Origin of the sequence: Pantoea sp. OXWO6B1 (assembly GCF_001641135.1) — a bacterium.
Lineage (GTDB): Bacteria > Pseudomonadota > Gammaproteobacteria > Enterobacterales > Enterobacteriaceae > Pantoea > Pantoea allii.
The window spans coordinates 367,585-392,324 of sequence record NZ_LWLR01000001.1 but is presented as its reverse complement, the minus strand read 5'-3'; the positions used below and the strand labels follow the sequence as shown (position 1 = coordinate 392,324).

Genomic DNA, 24,740 nt, shown 5'->3' with positions numbered 1-24,740 from the left:
TCTCTCTGTTATGTTTCACTATTATGACGATTTTATGATCGAGGCATGTCGGTCAGAATCAGCCGCTATTCAGCACATTTTATTAAAACGTAAAGGCCATTCCCTTTACTATTCGTGATGCATAAAAGCATGCTAGGGTGTTAACAGAACCCATTATTAAATACGGTGAGGACAATGCTGTGGTTCATGGAAATTCAGGTCATCATGAAGTAGAACTTAATCGCAGTGAAAAACTTATTCTTGAACTTGTCCGCCGTAATGATGGGATTTCTCGCTCCTCTCTGGTTTCACAAACGATTCTGAATCAGTCTTCTGTGCACCGCATTGTTGATACGCTGACCGAAAATGGTTTTCTCAGCCTGGGGGAATCGCCGTCCCAGGGAAGAGGCAAGCCCAGCCCGTCATTATCGCTTAATGCGGACGCACGTTACGGTTATGGAATTTCAATTAATTCGGACAGCGTTGCCGCCAGCCTGATTAATTTTCGTGGCGGTATCACTGAATACAGCGTGCTGGATACGCATCCCCGCGATCCGGCCCGTACCTTACTGGATATCAAACATCACTATCTGGATACCTTAAAGCAACAGGGTATTTCGCCAGAAAAAGTGTGCGGTGTGGGATACAGCATGGCGGGCTTTCTTTATGACTCGCGTAAATATTTTAATCCGCCTGAACCGTTAAAAAGCTGGATGGGCATCGATCTGCGTCGTGAAATTACGGGGTTATTTGACCGCCCGGTATGGATTGAAAATAACGCCACCACGGCGGCGCACGCTGAGGCTTTTTTAGGTGCCGGGCTGAAATACGATACGTTTGGCTACCTCTCCTTTAATTACGGTTTTGGCGGCGGCATCGTGATCAACGGTAAACCGTTTCAGGGGGCTTTTGGTAATGCGGGGGAGATCAGCCGTATTTTTACGCCGGAAGAGGGCAAGCTGCGTCCTGCATTGGGGATCTTGATCGATCGACTACGCAGCGGCGGCATTGAAATTAAAGATATTCGCGATCTCAATCATCAATTCGATCCGGCATGGCCGATCGCTCAGCAATGGGTGGAAGAGGTAACGCCAAACCTGCATCGGGCAATGGATGCGTTGAATGCGGTCATCGATCCCGGCGCCATCATATTAGGCGGGGAAATCCCGCGTAAGCTGGGCGAGATGTTTTTAGCCATGCCACGGGTCAGTTCGGGTACACGCTGGGACATTTCTGCGGAATATCCGGATATCCTGCTGAGCGAGATCGAAGGGGACAGTTCGGCGCTGGGCGCGGCGTTAACGCCGTTGCGGGAAACCTATTTTAATTAAGGCCCTGACTCACTGCCCGTTTTGGATCAGTGAGTCAGGGTAAGTCGCGAACGAATCAGGATTGCCCTGTTAACGCATCGTCACAAACTCTTCCGCTGCGGTCGGGTGAATCGCCACGGTATTATCGAAGTCTTTTTTGGTTGCGCCCATTTTCAACGCCACTGCAAAGCCCTGCAGCATCTCGTCCATTCCACCACCAATGCCGTGAATACCGACAATCTTCTCCTCCGGGCCGACACAGACTAATTTCATGCGGCACGGCTGGCGATGTTGGGTGACTGCGGTGTACATCGCGGTAAAGGACGACTTGTAGACTTTAACCTGATCATCACCGTACTGTTCGCGCGCCTGCGGTTCCGTCAGGCCCACGGTGCCGATCGGCGGATGGCTGAACACCACGGTAGGAATGTTACTGTAATCCAGATGCTCATCCGGTTTGTTATTAAATAAACGCTCAGACAGGCGACGACCTGCTGCCACGGCCACCGGGGTCAGCTCAACGGCACCGGTGTTATCGCCTACGGCATAAACGCCTGACACATTGGTGTTCTGGAATTTATCGACCTTGATATAGCCTTTCTCATCCAGCGCAACGCCTGCCGCCTGGATATTCAGGCTGTCGGTTTCCGGCACACGACCAATGGCCCAAACCAGGCAATCGACGGTGTAGTCGCTGCCATCTTCCAGCTGTAACGTCAGACTGCCGTCGGCATTTTTTACCACCGCTTTTGGCGTCGCCTGAGTGTGCAGCGTCGGGCCTTCCGCGTTCATGACTTCAACCAGCGTCTCGGTGATCAACGGATCAAAGCTGCGCAGCGGGGCATGTTTACGAACGAATAAATGGGTTTCGGAGCCGAGTGCGTTCACCACGCCCGCCAGTTCCACGGCGATATAACCGGCGCCAATCACCGCGGTGCGTTTTGGCAGCGCGTCCAGTTCAAAGAAACCGTCTGAATCAATTCCGTATTCCGCACCGGGGATAGAGGGATGGCCTGGACGTCCACCGGTGGCGATCAAAATATGGTCCGCCGTAATGGTTTCGCCATTGACTTCAACGGTATGCGCATCAATAAAACGGGCAAAGCCGTGGATGACATCGACCTTATTTTTCCCCAGCACATTGTCGTATGATTGGTGAATACGGTCGATATAGGCGCTACGGTTTTTGACCAGCGTGCCCCAGTCGAAGCGGTTTACCGTGGTGTCAAAACCATAATCGGGGCCGTAAAGATGAATCGCCTCGGCGATTTGCGCGGCATGCCACATGACTTTTTTCGGCACACAGCCCACGTTGACGCAGGTTCCGCCCAGTGCTTTGGCTTCTATCAGGGCACATTTCTGGCCATAGCTTGCTGCACGGTTAATCGAGGCAATACCGCCGCTGCCGCCGCCGATGGCGAGATAGTCATAATGTCGGGTCATTGAAGTATCATCCGGTTACATGGAAATTGACATAGAGTGTAACGCCGCAGGGCAGGGTGTCGCAAAAATTGCGCCTATGATTGTAACAGGCCATTGTTTTCCACTACTTACAGAGAAGCATAGCATGCACCTGACTTTTCTTGGCACGGGCGGTGGCGCGCCGAGCTTGCAGCGTAACGTCACTGCCATTGCCTTTACCCATGCAGACAGTGGCGACACCTGGCTGTTTGACTGCGGTGAAGGGACACAGCTTCAGTTTATGCGCTCCGATCTTAAACCCGGCAAGCTCGATAAAATCTTTATTACGCATCTGCACGGTGACCATATTTTTGGTCTGCCCGGCCTGCTTACCAGCCGTTCAATGGCGGGACTTACCACGCCGATGACGGTTTATGGCCCCAAAGGCCTGAAAGCCTTTGTCGATAACGCTCTGTCTCTGTCCAGCTCGTACACCGACTATCCGCTGGAGGTGATTGAAATCGAGGCGGGCGAGGTGCTGGATGATGGCGAGTTTCGTGTTACGGCCTGGCCGATGAATCACACCATTGCCTGCTTTGGCTATCGTATTGAACAGCGAGACAAGCCCGGCTTTCTGGATGCCGCACGTCTGAAGGCAGAAGGTGTGCCGCGTGGCCCGTGGTATCAACAGCTAAAGCTGGGGGACAGCATCACGCTGGAGGATGGTCGCACGGTTCATGGTGCTGAGTATTTGGGGCCGCCCACCAAAGGCAAAACGCTGGCGATTTTTGGCGATACCGCACCTACCGAGGTGGCGTTACAGCTGGCCGCGAATGTGGATGTGATGGTACACGAAACCACGCTGGAGGATGCACTGGCTGAAAAAGCCAACGGACGCGGTCACTCAACCACCGTGCAGGCCGCAAAAGTGGCAAAGCAGGCCGGTGCAAAACGGATGATCGCCACCCATTTCAGTTCGCGCTATCTTGCCAGAGATATGGCCCGTTTACTGGCCGAGTGCCAGGCCATCTTCCCTGAAACGGAGATGGCCCAGGACCTGGCGGTATTCATGCTGTGATGGTCAGTGCGCCAGTGCCGGATAGGTAAAAAACAGCAGGTGGACCATATTGAGCGCAAAATGGCACGCCGTTGCCAGCCATAAGCGACCGCTCCAGTGCCAGACCAGGCCATAAATCAGCCCGGCCAGCCCGGCAAAGACCATCAGCAGCACGCCGCCGGGCGCATGCGCCAGGCCAAACAGCAAGGCGGTGACCAGCAGGGCAACTGTGCTGCCCCATTTCTGGCGCAGGCGCTGTTGCAGGTAGCCGCGGAAAAACGCTTCTTCAGCCAGCGACACAAAAAACAGGTTTGCCAGGGTAAAGGCCCCAAGCCAGTCAGGAACGTGTCGCTCAAACGCCAGGCCACCCAGCCATACCGCGCTGACTAACAGCAGCGGAATCGCCGCTACGGGCAGCAGCCATAACACAGGCGTGCGCGGTGGGTGCGCCTCGGCTTTAAACAGCGTTGGCATACAGGCCAGCAGCAAGAAAGGAATCAGGGCTTTATCGAAATTAAATGAAAAAGAGAAGGGCAGGCTGTGCGCGCCAGCCCGAACGGCATCAATCTGGCGTGGGTTGTTGAAGCCAGGAATAAGATGCAGCATTAGCGCGAGGGCAATCAACACCAGAAGCGCCTCGCTGATGCTCTGCCACACTTGGCTCCGACGGTCGTAAATACGAAACGCGACCAGTGCGGCAACAGCAGCAAAAACGAGGGTAACAGGCCAGTCGAGAACGTTCTGGTAAACCCCCAGCGCCGTTGCCAGTGCCAGTAATAACAGCGAGAGGCGTTTCGCCGGTTGCAGGGCAGCCAGTGCTCCTGCCAGGATGATCCACATAAAAATGACCTGAGGTATAACGCCGCCGCACCAGAAGCGGTGGCGCTAATCTGAGAAGGGCGTTATTCCGGTACGATCTGGTTTACGCTGAAATGGCCTGTACCGGTTGGCACCAGTTTCTGGTGCAACCACGGCAGCAATGTATTCATCTGATCGGCCAGTTTCCACGGTGGATTGATCACAATCATCCCGGAAGCCGTCATACCGCGCTGATCGCTGTCAGGACGCACGGCCAGCTCAATTTGCAGGATATTACGAATGTTGGTTGCCTGCAGATCGCGCAGCATATGTTTGATTTGCTGACGCATAACCACCGGATACCACAGGGCAAAAACGCCCGTGCCAAAGCGCTTGTGGCCTTCCTGAATGCCTTTGACGACCGCCTGATAGTCGCTCTTCATTTCGTACGGGGGATCGATCAGTACCAGACCACGACGTGACAACGGCGGCAGCTTTGACTTTAACTGCTGATAACCATCGGCCTTTTCAACGCGCGCGCGGCTGTCTTTACTGAATTCGGTTCGCAGCAGGGGGTAATCACTGGAGTGCAGTTCGGTAAGCTGAAGCTTATCCTCTGGACGCAGCAAATGACGGGCGATCAGCGGCGAGCCCGGATAGTAACGCAGCGTACCGCTCCGGTTCAGGGCATGAATGGCGTCAAAATAGGGTTGCAGCAATGCGGGCGCATCCGGCTGCTGCCAGACGCGGCCAATGCCTTCCAGATATTCGCCGGTACGCTCTGCATGCTCGCCGCTCAGTTGATAACGGCCTGCACCGGCATGGGTATCAAGATAGAGAAAGGGTTTTTCTTTCTCTTTCAGGGCGGTGATGATGAGGCTTTGTACGGTGTGCTTAAGCACATCGGCATGGTTGCCGGCGTGAAAACTGTGGCGATAACTCAGCATAAAAAAGGGGATGTCCGCGGTTGAAGCTAAAAATGATAACGTTGGCCCGATTATAACGACAGACAGGAATAATTGCTGGCATTTCGCGCGCAGCCGTGGTCCGCGCGTCCTGCCTGCGCTGTTCAGTCCGCTTTACACGCTAATCAGGAGGCTGACACAGGCTGTTAACATCTGTTAACCATGCCGCGACAGGAAAGTGATAGCCTGCGTTGTCCTCAGCTATGCTTGATCTCATCGTCTGTAGGATCATAATCCGCGCCATTGTTTACATCACGACAAGTCGCGCCATTGATTTTCGCGGTATCCGACCGCATGTTAATTGAATTGCGTTGCGCGACCCATCGCGCCCCACACATTGTTAAAGGACTGCGCTATGACCAATCCGTTACTCACCTCGTTCACACTTCCCCCGTTTTCAGCGATTAAGCCTGAACATGTGGTGCCCGCCGTGACCGACGTTTTGAATGAATGCCGTGCAATGGTGGAAAAAGTAGTGGCGCAAGGCGCACCTTACACCTGGGACAATCTGGTACAGCCGCTGGCGGAGACCGACGATCGCCTGAGCCGAATTTTTTCGCCGGTCAGCCATCTGAACTCGGTCAAAAACAGCCCGGAACTGCGCGAAGCCTATGAACAAACGTTGCCGCTGCTTTCTGAATACAGCACCTGGGTTGGCCAGCACGAAGGTCTTTATCAGGCCTACCGCAATCTGAAAGAAGGCAGTCACTATGCTTCGCTGGATCAGGCAAAGCAGAAAGCCGTCGATAACGCCCTGCGTGATTTTGAGCTTTCCGGTATTGGTCTGGAAAAAGACAAGCAGAAACGCTACGGCGAAATTGCGGCCCGCCTTTCCGAGCTGGGTTCGGCCTACAGTAACAACGTGCTTGATGCCACAATGGGCTGGAGCAAGCTGATTACGGACGAAAGCGAGCTGGCCGGCATGCCGGAAAGCGCGCTGGCCGCAGCCAAAGCCCAGGCGGAAGCCAAAGGGCAGGAAGGCTGGTTGCTGACGCTGGATATCCCGAGCTATCTGCCGGTGATGACCTACTGCGATAATGCCGCTCTGCGTGAAGAGATGTACCGCGCCTATTCGACCCGCGCCTCCGATCAAGGCCCTAACGCGGGTAAATGGGATAATGGTCCGATTATGGCGGAAGAGCTGGCGCTGCGACACGAGCTGGCGCAACTGCTGGGCTTCGACTCCTTCGCGGATAAATCCCTGGCCACCAAGATGGCACAGAGCCCGGCACAGGTGATCGATTTCCTGAACGATCTGGCCGACCGCGCCCGTCCACAGGGTGAGAAAGAGCTGGCTCAGCTGCGCGCTTTTGCGCAAAAAGCGTTTGGCGTAGAAACCATGAACCCATGGGATCTCAGCTACTACGGCGAAAAGCAGAAGCAGCATCTTTATACCATCAGCGATGAGCAGTTGCGCCCTTACTTCCCCGAATCTCGTGCAGTGTCCGGCCTGTTTGAAGTGGTGAAGCGCATTTACGGTATTACCGCCAAAGAGCGCACTGACGTCGATGTTTACCATCCGGATGTCCGCTTCTTTGATTTGTTCGATGAAAGCGGCGAGCTGCGCGGCAGTTTCTACCTCGACCTCTATGCTCGCGAGCACAAACGCGGCGGTGCATGGATGGACGACTGCGTTGGGCAAATGCGTAAAGCGGACGGCAGCCTGCAAAAACCGGTGGCTTACCTCACCTGTAACTTCAATCGTCCGGTAAGTGGTAAGCCTGCGCTGTTTACGCATGACGAAGTGATCACGCTGTTCCATGAGTTCGGTCACGGCCTGCACCATATGCTGACGCGCATTGAAGCGGCAGGCGTTTCCGGCATCAACGGTGTGCCCTGGGATGCTGTTGAGCTGCCAAGCCAGTTCATGGAAAACTGGTGCTGGGAGCCAGAAGCGCTGGCGTTTATTTCGGGTCACTACGAAACCGGTGAGCCGCTGCCCAAAGCGCTACTGGATAAAATGCTGGCGGCGAAAAACTACCAGGCGGCGCTGTTTATTCTGCGTCAGCTGGAGTTCGGCCTGTTCGACTTCCGCCTGCATACCGAGTTCAACCCGGAAAAAGGTGCACAGATTCTGGAAACCCTGCGCGAGGTGAAAAGCAAAGTGGCCGTCGTGCCCAGCCCGGAATGGGGCCGCTTCCCTCATGCCTTCAGCCATATCTTTGCCGGAGGTTATGCGGCAGGCTATTACAGCTACCTGTGGGCCGACGTGCTGGCGGCGGATGCCTATTCGCGCTTTGAAGAAGAAGGGATTTTCAACCGGGAAACCGGGCAGTCCTTCCTCGACAACATTCTGACGCGCGGCGGTTCAGAAGAGCCGATGGAACTGTTTAAACGCTTCCGCGGTCGTGAACCACAGCTGGATGCCATGCTGGAACACTACGGTATTCAGGGATAAGCCGTACGTGAACATCTGTTTGCTTGATGAGACAGGCGCCGGTGACGGCGCCTTAACTGTTTTAGCCGGGCGCTGGCAACTGACACACTGTGAAGACGCGACGCTGGCGCTGGTCAAAACCGCCACACATCTTGAACTGCGTAAACGGGATGAGCCCAAACTGGGCGGTATCTTCGTGGATTTTGTCTCTGGCGCGATGGCGCACCGTCGCCGTTTTGGCGGCGGCCGCGGGGAAGCGGTAGCCAAAGCGGTCGGGATCAAAGGCGATTATCTGCCCGATGTCGTGGATGCCACCGCCGGATTAGGCCGGGATGCTTTTGTGCTGGCCGCGCTCGGTTGCCGGGTACGGATGCTGGAGCGTCATCCGGTGGTCGCCGCACTGCTGGATGATGGGCTGACGCGCGGTTATCAGGATGCAGAGATTGGCGGCTGGCTGCGTGAGCGCCTGACGCTGATTCATGCCTCCAGCGTTCAGGCCTTAACCGATATCACCCCGCAGCCGGATGTGGTTTATCTCGACCCGATGTATCCCCATCGGCAAAAAAGCGCCATGGTGAAAAAAGAGATGCGGGTCTTTCAGTCGCTGGTTGGGGCGGATGAGGACGCTGATGCTCTGTTGGCACCGGCTCGCCGTCTGGCAAAGAAACGTATCGTGGTGAAACGCCCGGATTACGCGCCACCGCTGGCAGGGGTTGTTACGCAGTCTGCGGTGCTTACCAAAAGTCACCGCTTCGATATCTATCCGCCACTGGCTGAGTAGCGGGGTTTGTGAAGCCGGTGGGCACGTCAGCCGCACCGGCTTAACGCAGGCGAATTATTCTTCCTCTTCGTCGCGCAGTGGCACAATCAGCATGTCGATATGCACCGTATTGATCAACTGGCGGGCAGACGACATCAGTTTGCTCCAGAAGTCCTGATGATGACCGCACACCACCATGTCCACATCGTATTTCTTAATCGCATCCACCAGCACCTGACCGAGATCGCCACTGCCGCTCAGGGTTTCGGTGATAGGATAGCCCGCGGCATCCGACAGGCTTTTAAGCGCCTGATGTGTCTCTTCAGAAATCCGCTTTTGCATATCGCCCAGGTTGACATCAATCAGGCCGGTATAGAGATCAGAGTAATTTACATCGACATGAATCAACGAAATTTTTGCGTCGTAAGGACGCGCGAGCGAGACAGCTTTATCGACTAACAACTGGCTTTCTGGCGAAAGATCGACTGCAATCAGGATATGTTTGTAAGCCATGATATAACTCCTTCCACGAGATTCAGAATGGCAGCGGTTTCCAGACGCGTCATAGCTGCGAAATCCATTGCGCGAACGGGCGATGCGCGCCACCGAAATGGTTAACGTACAGCACAGGCGATAATGTTGTTATACCTGAAAGTATAGTCATCTGTGTTAACAAATGCGTCTGAAGCCGTCTGGGTTGTGAATAAGATCAATGATGAACGATTTTTACTCGTATAAAACGAAAATCCTTGCTGGTAAAAAATTGAACATTGCTCCTAAACTGAAAAAGCAGCCTTCGTCACATTGCTGCATCTGTTCAGATATTTCAAAAATAAAACTACAAATCATTTAATGGGGTTGTTGGCTAATTCTGCAGGGACTGTTCAGCAGGGTGCGCGTTTAGCACTTTTCTGCAGTACCGGTAAGGAGGGGTAGATGATCAGCACTATCGCGCTTTTTTGGGCTCTCTGTGTGGTATGTATTGTGAATATGGCGCGCTATTTCTCTTCGTTGCGTGCGCTGTTGGTGGTTTTGCGTGGCTGCGATCCGTTGCTGTATCAGTACGTTGACGGCGCAGGGTTTTTCACCGCCCATGGTCAGCCCGGCAAGCAGGTCAGGCTGGTGCGTTATATCTGGGCAAGACGCTATCTTGATCATCATGATGACGAATTTATTCGCCGCTGTGAGCGGGTGAGAGGCTTGTTTATGTTGGCCAGTTCGCTGTGCGGATTAGTGGTGATCAGCCTGATTGCGCTGGCCATCTGGCATTAAAAAGGGCGACCGAAGTCGCCCTGATTTGCCGCTGTCTCAGATGAGCTTGAGCGCAATCCAGTAGAGCGAACCCGACAACAAAATACAGACCGGCAGCGTAAATACCCACGCCATGGCGATGTTTTTGATGGTTTTGCTCTGCAATCCACCGCCGTCTACCAACATCGTACCGGCAACGGAAGAGGACAGGATATGCGTGGTGGAGACCGGCATGCCGGTGTAGCTGGCAATGCCTATCGATACGGCGGCTGTTACCTGCGCGGACATGCCCTGCGCATAGGTCATGCCTTTCTTACCAATTTTTTCACCGATGGTGGTGGCAACACGACGCCAGCCAATCATGGTGCCGATGCCTAAAGCCAGCGCCACCGCCATGATAATCCATACCGGCGCGTACTCAACGGTGTTCAGTAGATCGCCTTTGAGCTTGCCAAGGAAGCGTTTATCGTCAGCGGAGGTTTCCGGCAGCTTCGCCGCTTTATCGGCGGTATCGGAAATACACAGCAACAGGCGGCGCATCTGACTACGCTGATCGACGGACAGATCGCCATAGCTTTGCAGATTGTTCAGCAACACCTGAGCACGCTGCACGGCCTGCAGCGCACGCGCGCTGTCGCAATGAAACTCGGTTGACGTTGCCGGGGCGACTTCTTCTGGCGTGGGCAGTTTAGGCGGAGCCATCTGGATGATATGGGTCAATGACGCCTGATGCTGTTGGTAATATTGCTCAAGGTGGTTAACCGCATCGCGCGTGCGCGTGATGTCGTAACCCGATGAATTCATATTGACCACAAAGCCTGCTGGCGCAACGCCAATCAGAACCAGCATGATCAGGCCAATCCCCTTTTGCCCGTCGTTTGCACCGTGTGAATAGCTGACGCCAATGGCGGAGATAATCAGGGCGGTACGCGTCCAGAAAGGCGGCTTTTTCTTGCCATCAATTTTCTCCCGGTCTGCGGGCGTCATATGAATACGCGCACGCTTCTTGGTGTTACTCCAGTAACGGCGAAGAAGAAAGATTAAGCTGCCCGCAATCACCAGGCCGACGATGGGAGAAAGGATCAGAGACAGGAAGATATTCAGCACTTTAGGAATGTTAAGCGCATCGACGACCGAGGTGCCGTTCATTAATGCATTGGTCAGGCCGATGCCGATAATCGCGCCGATTAAGGTGTGGGAACTGGAAGCCGGAAGCCCCAAATACCAGGTGCCCAGGTTCCAGATAATCGCCGCCAGCAGCATGGAAAACACCATGGCGAGACCGTGAGCCGAGCCGACATTCAGCAGCAGATCGGTAGGCAGCATATGCACGATAGCGTAAGCCACGCTTAATCCGCCGAGCAATACACCAAAGAAGTTGAAAACCCCCGCCATCAAAACGGCAAGCTGAGCACGCATGGCACGTGTGTAGATGACCGTCGCAACCGCGTTGGCCGTATCATGAAAGCCGTTAATTGCTTCGTAAAACAATACAAACAGCAGAGCAAGTATCAGTAACAGGCCGGTGCTAAGATCTAGACCAGCAAACAGATGTAGCATAGACGTTACGCCATTTTGGAGGACATGAACGCGGCGCATTATCCGCGACAACATGCGGTCTGGGAAAGGAAAATATAGTCATGATTTGGACTAAAAATGTCAATTAACCCGGTTAACAGGTACAAAGTCTATATAAATTAACCAGTTACATTGTGACATATTTACGGCAAAATTTTGACACTGGCATCCACAGGAGCAGATCACTACAATCTGCCCCTCTCTTACCAGGTGGGCAATTGCAGTGGAACAGTTTGACGTTATCGTAATTGGGGCAGGCGCTGCCGGGCTTTTTTGTGCTGCGCAGGCAGGACAGCGTGGTCGCCGTGTATTACTGCTGGATAACGGCAAGAAGCCGGGCCGCAAGATTTTGATGTCCGGCGGCGGGCGCTGCAATTTCACCAATCTCTACACTGAACCCGCCGCCTATCTGTCGAATAATCCCCACTTTTGTAAGTCGGCCCTTGCGCGCTATACCCAATGGGATTTTATCGATCTGGTGAATCGTCACGGCATTGCCTGGCATGAGAAAACCCTGGGACAGCTGTTCTGCGATGATTCTGCCCAGCAGATGGTGGATTTATTAATGGCCGAGTGTGACAACGGTGGCGTCACCGTTCGCCTGCGCAGCGACATTCTGAGCGTATCCCGGGATGACGCGGGCTACCATCTGCAGCTCAACGGCAGCGCGGTGCAGGCAGAGAAGCTGGTGATTGCCAGCGGCGGGCTTTCCATGCCGGGCCTTGGCGCATCGCCGTTCGGCTATAAAATTGCTGAGCAGTTTGGGCTTAGTGTGTTGCCAACGCGCGCGGCGTTGGTGCCTTTTACCCTGCACAAACCGCTATTAGACCAACTGCAGACGCTGTCTGGCGTCGCGCTGGATACGACCATTGCGGCAAAGGACGGCACGCTATTTAAAGAGGCGATGCTGTTCACCCATCGCGGTCTGTCCGGCCCGGCAGTGTTGCAGATTTCCAGCTACTGGCAGCCCGGCGAGTTCCTCACGGTGGATCTCTCTCCGGCCACCCGTCTGGATGATTTTTTGACGATTCAGCGAGAGGCGCATCCGAATCTGAGCCTGAAAAACAGCCTGGCCAAAATTCTGCCTAAGCGCCTGGTCGAAGTCTTGCAGGAAATGAAAGTCGTGCCGGATGTCACGCTGAAGCAACTCAATAGCAAACAGCAGACAGAACTGGTGCAGACGCTGCACGGCTGGCAGGTGCAGCCAAACGGCACGGAAGGTTACCGCACCGCCGAAGTCACCCTCGGCGGCGTTGACACGACTCAGCTTTCATCCAAAACCATGGAAGCGCGCGACGTACCGGGGCTCTATTTCATCGGCGAGGTGGTCGATGTGACCGGCTGGCTGGGGGGATACAATTTCCAGTGGGCCTGGAGTTCGGCCTGGGCTTGCGCCCAGGCTCTGTAACTGTTCTGGAATAATATACCTTTGTACATAAGAGCCAGATTGCATAAAAAGTTTGTACACTGATTAGACTCTGCCATGTCGCCAATGATGGGGTCATGGGTCATTTCAGGATTTCGAAAACTGGAGTGACCTGTTCCCTGGAATATCCCTGGTCGTCTGACTTATTTTGTTTTTTCTTTTCAGGGGGACGTTAAATTCAGGGCCTGGTAAATTATTCGAATTCCAGCTTCATATATGAGTCTTTTGTTTCTCTTAACGCTTCATCAATGTATTTCTGACGGATTGCTTCAGTGACCGGTTCATTTTCATAGGGAGGCTCGAATTTCATCGTGCTTTTGTAAGCGACGAATCCACCCACAATCATTTCACCCTCGGCCTTGATTATCTGGCCATCCATATCAAGGTACACATGCGAACTGGTGCCTGAGACTTTCATATCAGTTATCCCTCACAAAAATGACTTTTTCGGACTGAGTCATCGGATCAATTGTCGTAATTTTAGTGACGTTATCATTGCCCATTAAGCGCGGTAACCCAACCAAAGCTGAAGAAGATTTCATGACTGTCGGCGGGATCTTGCTGCCCCGTGCGGGCGAACCGAGTGCATCGTCCGGAAACGTAATGCTGTCATAAATCCGGCTATGGTAATCGTCAAACGCATCCGGGCAGGTGCCAATGAAACAGAGGAGCTTTTTCCCCGTACTGTTTTCAGATGTCAGCACCACCCTTTGCTTCTGAAAGATAATTCTTTCCCCGGCTTTGAAACTGTAAAACAGTTCCAGAGCCTGCCTTCCGCTTAACTCAGTAAGCCGGGCATGGTTGAGTGAGAGGTCCTGCAGAGTAGCCTGCAGTTCGGATGACAGCCTCTGGGATACTGACTGAAGCGTGTCTTCTGCAGCCGCTGTTGCACGTGAAATCACGAAGGTGAATTCATTGGCATTCGTATGGCTGAGCGTAAAGAGGTTCATGGTGCGATCGCGAAATACATCGGGCACCGTAATGTTGCAGTCCTGCAAAGTATATTCAGACATGTAAAGTCTCTCTGGTCCGTGAGTACGGACCAGAATATCAACGTTTACAACAATGATCTCTATGTGATCCTGCCTGAAAATTAATCTTTTTTAGTACTTCCTGCTTTAGAACATCCGGATTATTTGCACCGTATGGCTCAGGCATAGCGCGACACGGCATAGTCCGCATGGGCAATCGCCGGCGGTTTGCCTGAAATCACATCACTCAACAGCTGGCCGGAGCCGCAGGCCATCGTCCAGCCCAGCGTGCCGTGCCCGGTATTCAGCCACAGGTTGGTGAAATGCGTCGGGCCAACGATGGGCGTGCCGTCCGGCGTCATTGGGCGTAATCCGGTCCAGAAGGTTGCCTGACTCACCTGTCCGCCCTGTGGAAAGAGATCGTTGACGACCATCTCCAGCGTTTGCCGCCGGGCGGGCAGCAGGGTTTTGCTGTATCCCACGATTTCCGCCATACCGCCCACGCGAATACGATTATCAAAACGCGTAATGGCAATTTTATAGGTTTCATCCAGCACCGTGGATACCGGCGCGCCGGACGCATCGACAATCGGAATCGTCAGTGAATAGCCTTTTAGTGGGTAAACCGGAACAGACAGCAGCGGCCGGAGCAATTGCGTGGAGTATGAACCCAAAGCCATGACGTATCCGTCCGCCGTCAGCGTTTCAGCGCCACAGACAATCCCGCTTATCCTGTCTCCCTGTGTCAGCAGCGCATCGACGTTGGTGTGATAACGGAAGTCGACGCCAGCCTCGCGCGCCCTCGCCGCAAGCTGCTGGGTAAATAACTGGCAATCTCCAGTTTCGTCATTAGGCAGTCGCAGCCCGCCGGTCAGCTTATGCTTAACCGCCGCCAGCGCCGGTTCAACCTCGGCCAGTTGTGAGGCTTCCAGCAGTTGATAAGGAACGCCGGCGTCTTGCAACACGGCGATATCGCGTGCCGCATTGTCAAACTGCTGAGCGGTGCGAAACAGCTGCAGCGTGCCTCCCTGACGTCCTTCATATTCAATGCCCGTGCTGGCCCGCAGTGCTCTGATGCAGTCGCGGCTGTACTCTGCCAGCCTGACCATCCTGGCCTTATTTTCGGCATAGCTTTGCGGATTGCAGTTTTTCAGCATTTGCATCATCCAGGCGAGCTGAAAGCGGGAGCCGTCCGGACGCACGGAAAGGGGCGCGTGGCGTTGCACCATCCACTTCACCGCCTTTAAGGGGACACCCGGCGCGGCCCAGGGCGCGGCGTAGCCAGGGGAGATCTGCCCGGCATTGGCGGCGCTGGTGCCTAATGCCGGACCGGCTTCTTTTTCAATCACGGTTACCTGATGCCCGGCCTGCTGCAGATACCAGGCGGTTGTCACGCCCACGACACCACTACCGAGTACAATAATTTTCATCTTGATATTTATCCTGAACGCGTTATCGCTCAACCACGCGGGCATTGTCCGCGCGGTCTGTGTTCGGTATGGCTTAGGCCTGGATGGGGATTTGCGCCTGCCAACATCTCACCGCACTGCCTTTTTCCTGTAATAACAGTGGCTGGGGCGCCTCGCAGCCGCGTGTTGCCTGTGGACAGCGATCGCGAAAATAGCATCCCGTCGGCAGGTGACGGTTACCCGGTAGCTCGGTGTTGACCGGCGCGCCGTCCAGCGCCGCGCCGATGCGCGGTACCGACTCCATCAGTAACTGGGTATAAGGATGCTGGGGCGCATCCAGAACGCGCTGTGTTTCGCCCAGCTCCACAATCTGCCCCAGATACATGACCGCGACGCGATCGCTCATATGGCGCACCACCGACACGTTATGCGATATCAGGATGTAGGTGAGGTTTTGCTGTTTTTGCAGGTCCACCAGCAGATTCAGAATCTGCGCCTGAACAGAAATATCCAGCGCGGAGGTCGGTTCATCCAGGACGATAATATCGGGTTCGGATGACAGGGCCCGGGCGATGGCGATGCGCTGACGCTGCCCGCCGGAAAACGCATGCGGCGGCCGGTCCAGGTATTCGGGACGAATACCGACCTGGTTTGCCAGTGATTCCGCCAACGCCCGCCGCGCTTTTTCTGATGGGCGCGACTGAATCCAGACCGGCTCGGTGATGATGCGCCACACGGGCAGGCGAGGATCAAGGGAAGAGAGGGGGTCCTGAAACACCATCTGCATACGACGTCCCCGATGACCGGCTGGGGCCGTTGCCAGTTCAAGCTGGCCTGAGGTTGGACTCAGCATGCCCATCAACAGTTTCGCCAGGGTGCTTTTCCCACAGCCGGATTCGCCAACAATCCCCAGTGTTTCGCCCTGTCGGACCTGAATATCCAGGCCATTCAGCGCATGAACCCGTTCCGTCACTTTGCCGCGCCAGTTCTTTTTGGCAGGGAAGGTGACATGCACGTTTTGCAGCGTAAGCAGAGCATCAGACATGACGCGTCTCCTGTTGTGGATACCAGCACGCGACCTGCTGGGCGGTGTCGCCTGTGGCATGAAGTCGCGGCGGGTTGCTGCAGCGTTCTCCCGCCGCAAAACAGCGCTCGCGAAAGGCACAGCCTGCGGGCAAGCAGGCCAGATTGGGTACGGTTCCGGAAATCGATGCCAGCGGCGCACGCGGTTCAATCGCGTCCGGCGAGCAGGCCAGCAGGCCGATGGAATAGGGATGGCACGGTGAACGCAGGACGGTGTCAGTCACGCCGCTTTCAATGACGGCCCCGGCATACATGACGTAAATCCGATCGCACAGTTGGGAAACCACGGCCATATCATGGCTGATAAACAGCACGGCGGTGCCGGTCGCTTCGGCTTTTTGTTTCAGCAGGCGCAGCACCTGGCGCTGAACGGTAACATCCAGCGCGGTTGTGGGTTCATCCGCAATCAGCAGGTCAGGCTCACAGGAAAAGGCCAGGGCAATCATGACGCGCTGACGCATTCCGCCTGAAAGTTCAAAAGGATAGCGCTCCATGACGTTCTTCGCGTCCGCGATTTGCATATCGCCCAGTAGCGTGAGCGCGCGGGCTTTTGCTTCACGGGCAGACAGAGGACGATGCTGACGAATCACATCCACCATCTGTTTGCCGATGCGGCGGGTCGGATTCAGGGCGGTCATGGGCTCCTGAAAAATCATGGCAACGCGATTGCCGCGCAGCTTGCGCATGTCGACTTCACTGGCGGCAAGCACATCCTGCCCAGCCAGCTCCAGCTTGCCGCTCTTGATGTGATAGCTGTGTTCTGGAATCAGCCGCATCGCCAGCATGGCGGTGACGGATTTCCCCGAACCCGATTCGCCAACCACGCCGACAATTTCGCCACGATTGATGTGCATCGATACGCTGTTCAGCACGTTCACCTCTCCCTGAAAAACCGGGAAACTCAGCCGTAGATCCTCAATCGTCAGGATTCTCTCTTGCATCAGTTACGTCCTCCCGCTTTCGGATCCAGCAGGTCCTGGATGCCATCGCCAAACAGATTGAATCCCACCGCCGTGATTAAAATGGCGGCCCCGGGAAAGGTGCAGTACCACCACTGATCCAGAACGTAGTTGCGGCCGTTAGCCACCATCGCGCCCCATTCCGCTGTGGGTTGCTGAGCGCCCAGGCCAATAAAACCCAACGTAGCCGCCATCAAAATCGCGCTGCCAATATCCAGCGAGGCCTGCACCACCAGCGGCGGCAGGGCATTGCGCAGGATATGCCAGCTAATCAGGTGCCAGCGCGAGGCACCAAAGGTTTTTGCCGCTTCCACGAAGGTATGCTGCCTGACGATTAACGTTTGACCCCGCGCCAGCCGGACATAAAAGGGGATGCGCACAATGGCGATAGCCAGCATGGCGTTAAACAGGCTCGGCCCCAACGCCGCAGCCAGCGCCATGGTCAGTACCAGCGAAGGAATCGACAGCATGATGTCCATCAGGCGCATAATCATCGCATCGCTGCGACCGCCTAACACACCGGACAGGCAGCCCAGTAACGAACCGCTTATGCCTGCCAGCAGCACGACAGCCAGGCCTGCCGCCACCGACTGTTGGCTGCCGACCAGTACCCGGCTGAACAAGTCCCTGCCCACTTCATCAGTACCGAACCAGTGCGCGGCACTGGGTGCCTGGAGGCGATCGGTCAAACTGATGGCATTGGGATCGTGGGGGACAATCCAGGGTGAAAACACCATTAACCCCAGCATCAGAATGATGATGGCGGCACCCAGCAGCGTCAGTGGGCTTTTGCTCAGCATCCACAGGCGGCGTTTCCAGGCGAACAGGCCGGGTTTGACCTGACGCACGGCAGGCTGTTCTTGCGTTATCATCATGTTCTACGCTCCCCGACCCATGCGCGGGTCAATCCACAGATAAAGAAGATCCACGAACAGGTTTACCAATACGTACGCAAAGGAAACCACGATGGCAAAGCCCATCACCGCCGGGAAATCGAGCGCCTGAATAGAGGACACCACATAAGCGCCCATGCCGGGCCAGGCAAACACGGTTTCGGTTAATACCGCGCCATACAGCAGGTCGCCTAATGCCAGCCCCAGGACCGTCACGGAGGGAATCAGGGCATTGGGCAGGGCATAACGCACGACGATCGTCCATTTCGGCAGGCCGCTGGCCAGCGCGGTGCGAATATAGTCTTCGCTCAGTTGTTCCAGCATGGCCGAGCGAATCTGGCGCGCCACGATTCCCAGATGAACAAAGGCCAGGGTGGTGGCAGGCAGAATCAGATGCTGAAGCGCATTAAAAAAGACCTCGATGTTGCCTTCCAGCAGGGCATCAACCAAATAGAAACCGGTGATGCGCGTGGGGGGATCGAGCCAGTCATCCAGCCGTCCGCCACCGGGCAGCAGGTTTAACTTGCCATAAAACAGCACAATCGCCCCCAGGCCCAGCCAGAACGCCGGGGTTGAAATCCCGGTCAGCGCCAGCAGGCGCACCAGATGATCGAGCCAGCGGTTACGATACACCGCAGAGAGCACGCCCAACGGCACGCCAACGAGCAGGGCGATCAACAGGGCGCAACTGGCCAGCTCCAGTGTTGCGGGAAAAAACGCCCGTAAATCCTCTAACACAGGGCGGCCTGTCCGGATAGAGGTTCCCAGATCGCCATGTAAGAGCTGTTCCACATAACGAATAAATTGTTGCCATAACGGTAAATTCAGACCCAACTGCTGACGGATATGCTGGACGATTTCATCACTGGCGCGGTCACCTGCCAGAAGCCTGGCGGGGTCCCCGGGAATAAGATGCGAAATAATAAACGTAATGACGCAGACGCCGGCGACCACCAACAGCAGTCCCCAGCTACGCTGTCTTACTAAACTCCAGTAACTCATCATGTCTTCCTCAGCAGGGCCGGGCAGGCCCTGCATGAACGGGCGTGAGGGGTGTTATTCTTTGTGCATGGTGGCGATATTAAAGATTTGCTCCAGCATCGGGTTAAACACGTAGCCTTTAACCGATTTATTCATCGCCACCTGATAATTCTTCTGGAATAAATAAACGTAAGCCGCATCCTTAATCACGATATTTTGCGCTTGCTGGTAGTCGGTCGTCCGTTCAGCCTGATTCGGGGTCGATACCGCTTTTTTCAGCAGCGCATCCACGTCCGGGTTGGAATAAAACGAGCGGTTACCTGGCAGCCCTTTTTTGTCAGATTCAAACCAGTAATTCATAAACATATAGGGGTCGGCGAAGTCTGGGCTCCAGTTACCAATTGCAATGTCATAGTCCGCCTTGCCGATGCGCTCGCGCATGGTGGCGTTAGCCAGTTTTTCCAGCTTTACCTTGATCCCAATAGCCTGCAGGTTGGCCTGCATTGACAGGGCAATCGGCTCCCAGTTTGGGTCGCTGTCAGAATAGAGAAACGACAGCGACTGTGGCTTACTGGCAACCTTGTCCAGTTCAGCTTTGGCTTTTGCGATATTGAAGCTGTACTGCATGGCCTTCGCGTCGTAACCCCACATGCCTTCCGGGATCGGTCCACGCATCTGTTTTCCGTTGCCACCCAGAATGCCTTGCACCATCCCCTGATAATCGGTGGCCCAGGATATCGCCCGGCGCAAATCTGGCTGATTGAGCGGCGCTTTGCTGTTGTTCAGGTAGAGATAGGTGACCCGCAGGGCGGGATAATCCATCACGGCCACATCATTTTGCTTTTTCAGCGCGGCAAACTGGTCCACCGGCAAGGCATCAGCAATATCCACATCCCCTTTGGCCAACTGCAGGCGTCGGGCTGAGCTTTCACTGATGATCTTCACCGACACCCGTTTAAACGCCGGTTTTGGCCCGGCAAAGTGTGGGTTAGGCACCAGCACAAGTTGCTGACCTTTCTGCCAGCGCTGCAACATATAAGCGCCCGAGCCTGCAGTATGTTCCGCCAGGTAACTGCGCGCGTCGTCAGTCGCGTTAGCCTTGAGCACGGCCGGGTTAATGATGGAGGCACCGTCGTTAGCGAGGGTGTACAGGAAAGGCGCAAAAGGCGTACTCAGGGTGAAGCGCACGGTTAGCGGATCTACCACTTCGACTTTAAGATCGGCCGGGAAGGCTTCGGAAGGGCCCTGTTTGATACGCAGCAGGCGCTCAAACGACAGCTTAACGGCCTCAGCATTCACGGCTGAACCGTCCGCAAACGCAGCGCCTGGGCGTAATTTAAACGTCCATACCTTACCCTCCTCGCTGCTCTGCCAGCTTTCCGCCAGATCGCCTTCAACGTCTGTAGAACCCTTACCGCCTTCGGTTTTGTATTTGATCAATCGCTGATAGGCAGGGTAGGTAATGGTCCAGTCGTTATTATCGATGGTGACGGCAGGATCAAGCGTCTGAGGATCGGCAGCTTTACCAATCACTAACATATCTTTGGGTACCGCCGCCAAAACGGACGTCGTTGTGGCGGCCAGGGTGATGGCGAGTAACAAAGGGCGAAAATAGCCGGGGGCTGTGTGCGTCATTTTCATGGTAATACTCCGTCAGTCTGGGCTGGGGATATGCAGGTGAAAACATCGTTGAGAAGCGGGTAACGGGCCGCTTCCGGTAATTCGAAATGCCACCATTCCGTGGCAATGCCAGTAAAGCCGCCGCCAAACATCACGGCATTAAGCAGCAGTCTGTTGCGTTGGGCAGCAAGCGGTACGTCGGGATGATAAGGATGGGATAGCGCCTGCATGTCATCGAACCCGGTGCCCATATCCAGCGTCTGTCCTGTCGCATCGACCAGCGTGACGTCAATGGCGGTGCCACGGCTGTGGTTGGAGCCTTGCGATAACGGCACGACATAATTCTGGTCAGGGCAGGCGTGCCACAGCAGCTCCTGCGCTTTTTGCGGGCGATAGGCATCCAGCACCAGCAGGGTGAATCCGGCCACTTTTGCAATCGCCATGCTTTTCTCCAGCGCTTTCACGGCATCAGGGTGCAGCAGGCAGCGGGCGACGCTGTAGATAGGCTGGCCCGTGATGTTGTCGGCGGTGGCATATTTGAGGTCGATACTGAGCTCAGGAAAGGCTGCTGCAATATCGACCAACTCTGTTTCCTGCATCATGCGGTGATCCCTGTTTTATTAATGTTCAAATTGACCAAATTCCTGCTGTAACAGTCGGTTTTGTGCCAGTCGCTGAGAAAGCGCGGGGCCAAGGCGTTCAACAACGGCGGAAAGCAGCAGGTTAAACAGGCAACTCAGGGGCGCGAGTGAGTCCCAAAAATTGGCGGTGTCCGTTTTGACCTGAAGCAAATCCACCGGGTAATCACGTGCCCAGGGACACCAGATATCGGTGACGAGTGCCGTTGCAACCTTGCGCTCGGTGGCAACCCGGCAAAACTGTCTTGCCACGGTGGAATAGGCGCGCGTATCCGTCAGAATCACATAAGGTTTGGCAGACTCAGAATTCAGCGACTCCAGCCAACTGCCTGAGCTGCCATCGGCGTAGGTCACGCGCGGGCGTAAATATTCCAGATGACTGAAAAAGGTGTTAGCGATACCGCGGGTAGACTGAATACCCAGCACGATGACCGTTTCGGCATCCGCGATTTGCTGGCTGATATGGCGAAACGTATCTGTCTGAGCCAGTTGATAGACATAGCGGATAGCATCTAACTCCATTTGTAGCGACTGACTGGAGGGATCGGGCAGCGTGCGTTGCTGTTCCCATGAGTCAAGACGATCAATAACGCCCCATTGCTTGTAGGGTGTGTTAGGCACATCGCGCAGCAGGTTTTTCACATCATCAAGATTTTTAAAACCCAGCTTGCGCAGGTAACGCCCTACGGTAATACCGCTGGTCCCGGTTGACTGGGCAATGCTGTCGGCCGTTTCAAACGGTATTTGCTCGGGATGACTTAACAGCCACGAACTAATCCGCTTTTCGCTTGGCGTTTGCAGGCTAAAAGCGGCCTCAATCTTTTTGAACAGGTCTGCGTTAGCGCTCATCTCGTCCTCAATGTTACCTGGCTGTCATTGATCGCCATGTTGTTAGTTAAGTAACAAGCACAATGCATGCCATCTTTCTGAGGTGCATAAAAACAGGCCGCACGTCAGATGATTCAGTGAAGGGGTTTGCGAGAAGTTGATATCCCGTTCATCAGGTAAGCGCAATTGGGGTGCAACATATTTAAAACCTGCATCACACTAGTGCAACAATATCGCCAGGATATGTGATGCAGGTGGATAAACCGACGCGGCCCTTTTCACCGTAACGCAGAGCCGGTGAGGTTGAGGCCGCACGGGACGGTGACCGCTGACTGACCGTAGAGAAGGCAAATCGGCAGGGCACTACGCTGAAACCGCCAGGATTCTCATGAATATGTTGAGATAAGCACGCCTCAGGATTATCAGAAACGGGCCTGCCACAATCATCGAAATAAGGGTGAAATATGGAGTTTCTCAGCAGGATTTTATCAATGTGGCACAAATGACTGGCCGCAATAATTATGCTTTTTTACCGCTTCGTTAATCATCTTTTAGGAATGTTTACCGACTATAAAATGGCAGTAAACACGATTCGGTCACATACTTGTTCTTTTAACTCGTTAAGTGACACACCATGATTAGCTTTGTTCGTTCTTTGTTCGCCAGCCCGGATAAATTCCTCCAGATAATGAGCCGCCAGGACATAAACGACTCCATTGCGGATGGTGAACGCATAATTATCGATGAAAACGGCAATGCTGCCGTCAATATTCTCAGTGATGAAGTGAAAGACGATTTCAATCGACACGTCAATACCTTAAAAGGAGTCTGAGGTGGGAACCGCAATTTTTATGGTATTGATGGTGAGTGGTTACTGGTATACCAGCCGGGATCTGTCCAGCCGTTTTAAAATGCGCCGTTCTTCAGGCTGGGATGTCTATTTTCTGGTCGCACTTTACGGTTGTATTTTTGTGCTTCAGGGCGTTTTCGTCACCGCCTTTATCTGGTTTATCTTGTTTATTATTTCAACCGTTTCTAATTTCCTGTATGTGTTTCCCGGCGATCATCTGCAGCTGCAAATGAAGTTTATGAACTGGAGTTTTCTGGGTATCCAGGCACCTGTGGTGATTATGCTGGCCTTTGCCATCCTGTTTTGCCTTTATCGATCAAACTGGGCGGGCAGTGCGCAACTGAACGTTTCAGGCCGAAAAGATCTCTATCAAAAACTCTCTCGATCTAATGGTGTCGAACAGATGCTGTTTCAGTGTATGGAAGAGGGGGAGCTAGCGTGGATCACCTTAAAATCCCGACGGATTTATATCGGTATGGTGCATGCCGCCACCTTTGAATACGAAAGCACAGCCAATATCGTGCTTATTCCGATGCTGAGCGGCTACCGCGACAGCCATACGCTGAAGCTGTCGGTGGAACACAATTACAGCAGCTGGTATGCCGAGCATGGCATTACGCTGGATTCTGAGCCGAAGAATGCGATGGCATTCCGCAAAGTCATTATGGTGGACCAGATTGAAAGCTTCTCGCTATTCGATCCCGCCAGCGCTACCGCCCTCTCAATAGGGGAAGACCATCCGCAGAGCGTCGAGAAGAGTCGTGAAGGTGACAAGTCATCACCGCCAGATCAGCAAATCGAATAACACAGGGAGAATGCTCGGCGTCAGTATTGCTGTGTTAATCCAAAAAAGCATTCAGGATGCAGTGTGTTAGTCGATCAACATCTACTCTGATTACTGACTTCATCAACGAGGAAACCGTATGGCTTATCAAGGGAAAATCTTAGTGATTGGCGCATCACGTGGCATAGGACTGGCCGTCGTAAAGGCGTTTGCCGCCCATGACTGGCAGGTGACGGCGACCCATCGCGGGGATCATCCACCGCAAGGTGATATCCCTCAGGTTGACTGGCACCGGCTTGATATGACGCAAACCGAGGCGGTTAAGCATTTTGCTGTTGGACTGAGCGGACCGCCTTTTGACGCCATTCTGATTAATGCCGGTATTTATGGCCCGGCCCATCAAAAGCTGTCGGAAAGCGACGACGCTGAACTGGCCCAGCTGTTTATGACCAATGCCGTGGCACCGATTCGGAGTGCGGAAATTCTGCTGCCGTTACTGAACCAACAAAACGGCGTACTCGCACTCACCTCCTCTCAACTTGCCAGCCTGAATGAGAATCGCAGCGCAGACGCGCCGCTTTATTCTGCCAGTAAAGCGGCCCTGAATATGCTCACTCGCTCGCTGGTCAGAACGGTGGATGCCCAGAACGGGACGTTAATCACCTTGCATCCCGGCTGGGTCAAAACAGATATGGGCGGCGATGCAGCACCACTGACGCCTGAAGAGAGTGCCAACGGCATCTTTACCCAGTTGACCACCCACCGTGGACATGGCGGCCATCACTATCTTGACTATGCAGGTAAAACGCTGCAGTGGTGATA

The 24,740-nt window shown here is 54.4% G+C and carries 24 protein-coding genes; 9 read left to right on the top strand and 15 right to left on the bottom strand.

Annotation, left to right across the window (positions count from 1 at the left end; translation table 11 throughout):
- The first annotated feature begins 179 nt into the window (after positions 1-179).
- Complete coding sequence (locus A6A26_RS04195) at positions 180-1,310, top strand: ROK family transcriptional regulator (RefSeq protein WP_063881053.1); 1,131 nt, start codon at positions 180-182, stop codon at positions 1,308-1,310.
- A gap of 69 nt (positions 1,311-1,379) precedes the next feature.
- Here the strand turns inward: A6A26_RS04195 and gorA are convergent, their stop codons facing one another.
- Complete coding sequence (gene gorA, locus A6A26_RS04190; protein ID WP_063877603.1) at positions 1,380-2,732, bottom strand: glutathione-disulfide reductase; 1,353 nt, start codon at positions 2,730-2,732, stop codon at positions 1,380-1,382.
- A gap of 124 nt (positions 2,733-2,856) precedes the next feature.
- Between gorA and rnz the strand changes: the two genes are divergently transcribed.
- Positions 2,857-3,768 carry a ribonuclease Z gene (rnz, locus tag A6A26_RS04185; RefSeq protein ID WP_063877602.1) on the top strand — a complete coding sequence of 304 codons (912 nt, stop codon included), beginning with the start codon at positions 2,857-2,859 and terminating at the stop codon, positions 3,766-3,768.
- Between the two features lie 3 nt (positions 3,769-3,771).
- On the opposite strand, the gene A6A26_RS04180 is transcribed toward rnz, so the two are convergent.
- Together A6A26_RS04180 and A6A26_RS04175 are read right to left on the bottom strand one after the other, a co-directional pair.
- Complete coding sequence (locus tag A6A26_RS04180) at positions 3,772-4,587, bottom strand: CPBP family intramembrane glutamic endopeptidase (protein WP_063877601.1); 816 nt, start codon at positions 4,585-4,587, stop codon at positions 3,772-3,774.
- A 62-nt stretch (positions 4,588-4,649) separates the two neighbouring features.
- The gene (locus A6A26_RS04175; protein ID WP_063877600.1) at positions 4,650-5,492 is read right to left on the bottom strand and encodes a 23S rRNA (adenine(2030)-N(6))-methyltransferase RlmJ; all 843 of its coding nucleotides are present in this window, start codon (positions 5,490-5,492) and stop codon (positions 4,650-4,652) included.
- Positions 5,493-5,865: 373 nt separating this feature from the next.
- On the opposite strand from A6A26_RS04175, the gene prlC reads away from it, so the two are divergent.
- Both prlC and rsmJ read left to right on the top strand, forming a co-directional pair.
- Positions 5,866-7,908 (top strand): oligopeptidase A, encoded by a 2,043-nt coding sequence (gene prlC / locus A6A26_RS04170; RefSeq protein WP_063877599.1) that lies wholly within the window; start codon positions 5,866-5,868, stop codon positions 7,906-7,908.
- Positions 7,909-7,915: 7 nt separating this feature from the next.
- Positions 7,916-8,668, top strand: a complete 753-nt coding sequence (rsmJ, locus tag A6A26_RS04165; RefSeq protein WP_063877598.1) for a 16S rRNA (guanine(1516)-N(2))-methyltransferase RsmJ — start codon at positions 7,916-7,918, stop codon at positions 8,666-8,668.
- A 54-nt stretch (positions 8,669-8,722) separates the two neighbouring features.
- On the opposite strand, the gene uspA is transcribed toward rsmJ, so the two are convergent.
- Positions 8,723-9,160 carry a universal stress protein UspA gene (gene uspA / locus A6A26_RS04160; RefSeq protein ID WP_063877597.1) on the bottom strand — a complete coding sequence of 146 codons (438 nt, stop codon included), beginning with the start codon at positions 9,158-9,160 and terminating at the stop codon, positions 8,723-8,725.
- A 423-nt stretch (positions 9,161-9,583) separates the two neighbouring features.
- Here uspA and uspB point away from each other — a divergent pair, with 423 nt between their 5' ends.
- Entirely contained in the window at positions 9,584-9,919 is a 336-nt protein-coding gene (uspB, locus tag A6A26_RS04155; RefSeq protein ID WP_063877596.1) for a universal stress protein UspB, read from the top strand.
- Positions 9,920-9,955: 36 nt separating this feature from the next.
- Here uspB and pitA read toward each other — a convergent pair whose 3' ends face one another.
- Positions 9,956-11,458, bottom strand: coding sequence for an inorganic phosphate transporter PitA (pitA, locus tag A6A26_RS04150; protein ID WP_063877595.1), 1,503 nt, complete (start codon positions 11,456-11,458; stop codon positions 9,956-9,958).
- A gap of 241 nt (positions 11,459-11,699) precedes the next feature.
- On the opposite strand from pitA, the gene A6A26_RS04145 reads away from it, so the two are divergent.
- Positions 11,700-12,884, top strand: coding sequence for a BaiN/RdsA family NAD(P)/FAD-dependent oxidoreductase (locus A6A26_RS04145; protein ID WP_063877594.1), 1,185 nt, complete (start codon positions 11,700-11,702; stop codon positions 12,882-12,884).
- Positions 12,885-13,095: 211 nt separating this feature from the next.
- Here A6A26_RS04145 and A6A26_RS04140 read toward each other — a convergent pair whose 3' ends face one another.
- From A6A26_RS04140 to A6A26_RS04095, 10 genes are all read right to left on the bottom strand, one after another.
- Positions 13,096-13,320, bottom strand: coding sequence for an Imm74 family immunity protein (locus A6A26_RS04140; protein ID WP_063877593.1), 225 nt, complete (start codon positions 13,318-13,320; stop codon positions 13,096-13,098).
- Position 13,321: 1 nt separating this feature from the next.
- Positions 13,322-13,915, bottom strand: a complete 594-nt coding sequence (locus tag A6A26_RS04135; RefSeq protein ID WP_082875151.1) for a DcrB-related protein — start codon at positions 13,913-13,915, stop codon at positions 13,322-13,324.
- 137 nt (positions 13,916-14,052) lie between these two features.
- Complete coding sequence (locus A6A26_RS04130) at positions 14,053-15,303, bottom strand: D-amino acid dehydrogenase (protein ID WP_063877592.1); 1,251 nt, start codon at positions 15,301-15,303, stop codon at positions 14,053-14,055.
- A 73-nt stretch (positions 15,304-15,376) separates the two neighbouring features.
- Positions 15,377-16,327: an ABC transporter ATP-binding protein gene (locus A6A26_RS04125; protein WP_063877591.1), complete on the bottom strand. Its 951-nt coding sequence runs from the start codon at positions 16,325-16,327 to the stop codon at positions 15,377-15,379.
- Positions 16,320-17,306, bottom strand: coding sequence for an ABC transporter ATP-binding protein (locus A6A26_RS04120; protein WP_063877590.1), 987 nt, complete (start codon positions 17,304-17,306; stop codon positions 16,320-16,322). The genes A6A26_RS04125 and A6A26_RS04120 overlap by 8 nt, the downstream gene beginning before the upstream one ends.
- On the bottom strand, positions 17,306-18,199 hold the full coding sequence (gene ddpC / locus A6A26_RS04115; protein ID WP_063877589.1) for a D,D-dipeptide ABC transporter permease: 894 nt from the start codon (positions 18,197-18,199) through the stop codon (positions 17,306-17,308). The genes A6A26_RS04120 and ddpC overlap by 1 nt, the downstream gene beginning before the upstream one ends.
- A gap of 3 nt (positions 18,200-18,202) precedes the next feature.
- Entirely contained in the window at positions 18,203-19,219 is a 1,017-nt protein-coding gene (locus A6A26_RS04110) for an ABC transporter permease (protein WP_063881052.1), read from the bottom strand.
- Between the two features lie 54 nt (positions 19,220-19,273).
- The gene (locus tag A6A26_RS04105) at positions 19,274-20,839 is read right to left on the bottom strand and encodes an ABC transporter substrate-binding protein (protein WP_063877588.1); all 1,566 of its coding nucleotides are present in this window, start codon (positions 20,837-20,839) and stop codon (positions 19,274-19,276) included.
- Positions 20,836-21,420, bottom strand: coding sequence for a D-alanyl-D-alanine dipeptidase (gene ddpX, locus A6A26_RS04100; protein WP_063877587.1), 585 nt, complete (start codon positions 21,418-21,420; stop codon positions 20,836-20,838). Before ddpX ends, A6A26_RS04105 begins: the two co-directional genes overlap by 4 nt.
- Before the next feature lie 18 nt (positions 21,421-21,438).
- Positions 21,439-22,305: a MurR/RpiR family transcriptional regulator gene (locus tag A6A26_RS04095; protein ID WP_063877586.1), complete on the bottom strand. Its 867-nt coding sequence runs from the start codon at positions 22,303-22,305 to the stop codon at positions 21,439-21,441.
- A gap of 613 nt (positions 22,306-22,918) precedes the next feature.
- Between A6A26_RS04095 and A6A26_RS25945 the strand changes: the two genes are divergently transcribed.
- From A6A26_RS25945 to A6A26_RS04080, 3 genes are all read left to right on the top strand, one after another.
- A complete protein-coding gene (locus A6A26_RS25945; RefSeq protein ID WP_074180982.1) occupies positions 22,919-23,116 on the top strand; it encodes a hypothetical protein in 198 nt (65 codons plus the stop codon).
- A gap of 1 nt (position 23,117) precedes the next feature.
- Complete coding sequence (locus A6A26_RS04085) at positions 23,118-23,939, top strand: hypothetical protein (RefSeq protein ID WP_063877584.1); 822 nt, start codon at positions 23,118-23,120, stop codon at positions 23,937-23,939.
- Between the two features lie 118 nt (positions 23,940-24,057).
- Positions 24,058-24,738 carry an SDR family oxidoreductase gene (locus A6A26_RS04080; RefSeq protein ID WP_063877583.1) on the top strand — a complete coding sequence of 227 codons (681 nt, stop codon included), beginning with the start codon at positions 24,058-24,060 and terminating at the stop codon, positions 24,736-24,738.
- The last annotated feature ends 2 nt before the right edge of the window (positions 24,739-24,740 follow it).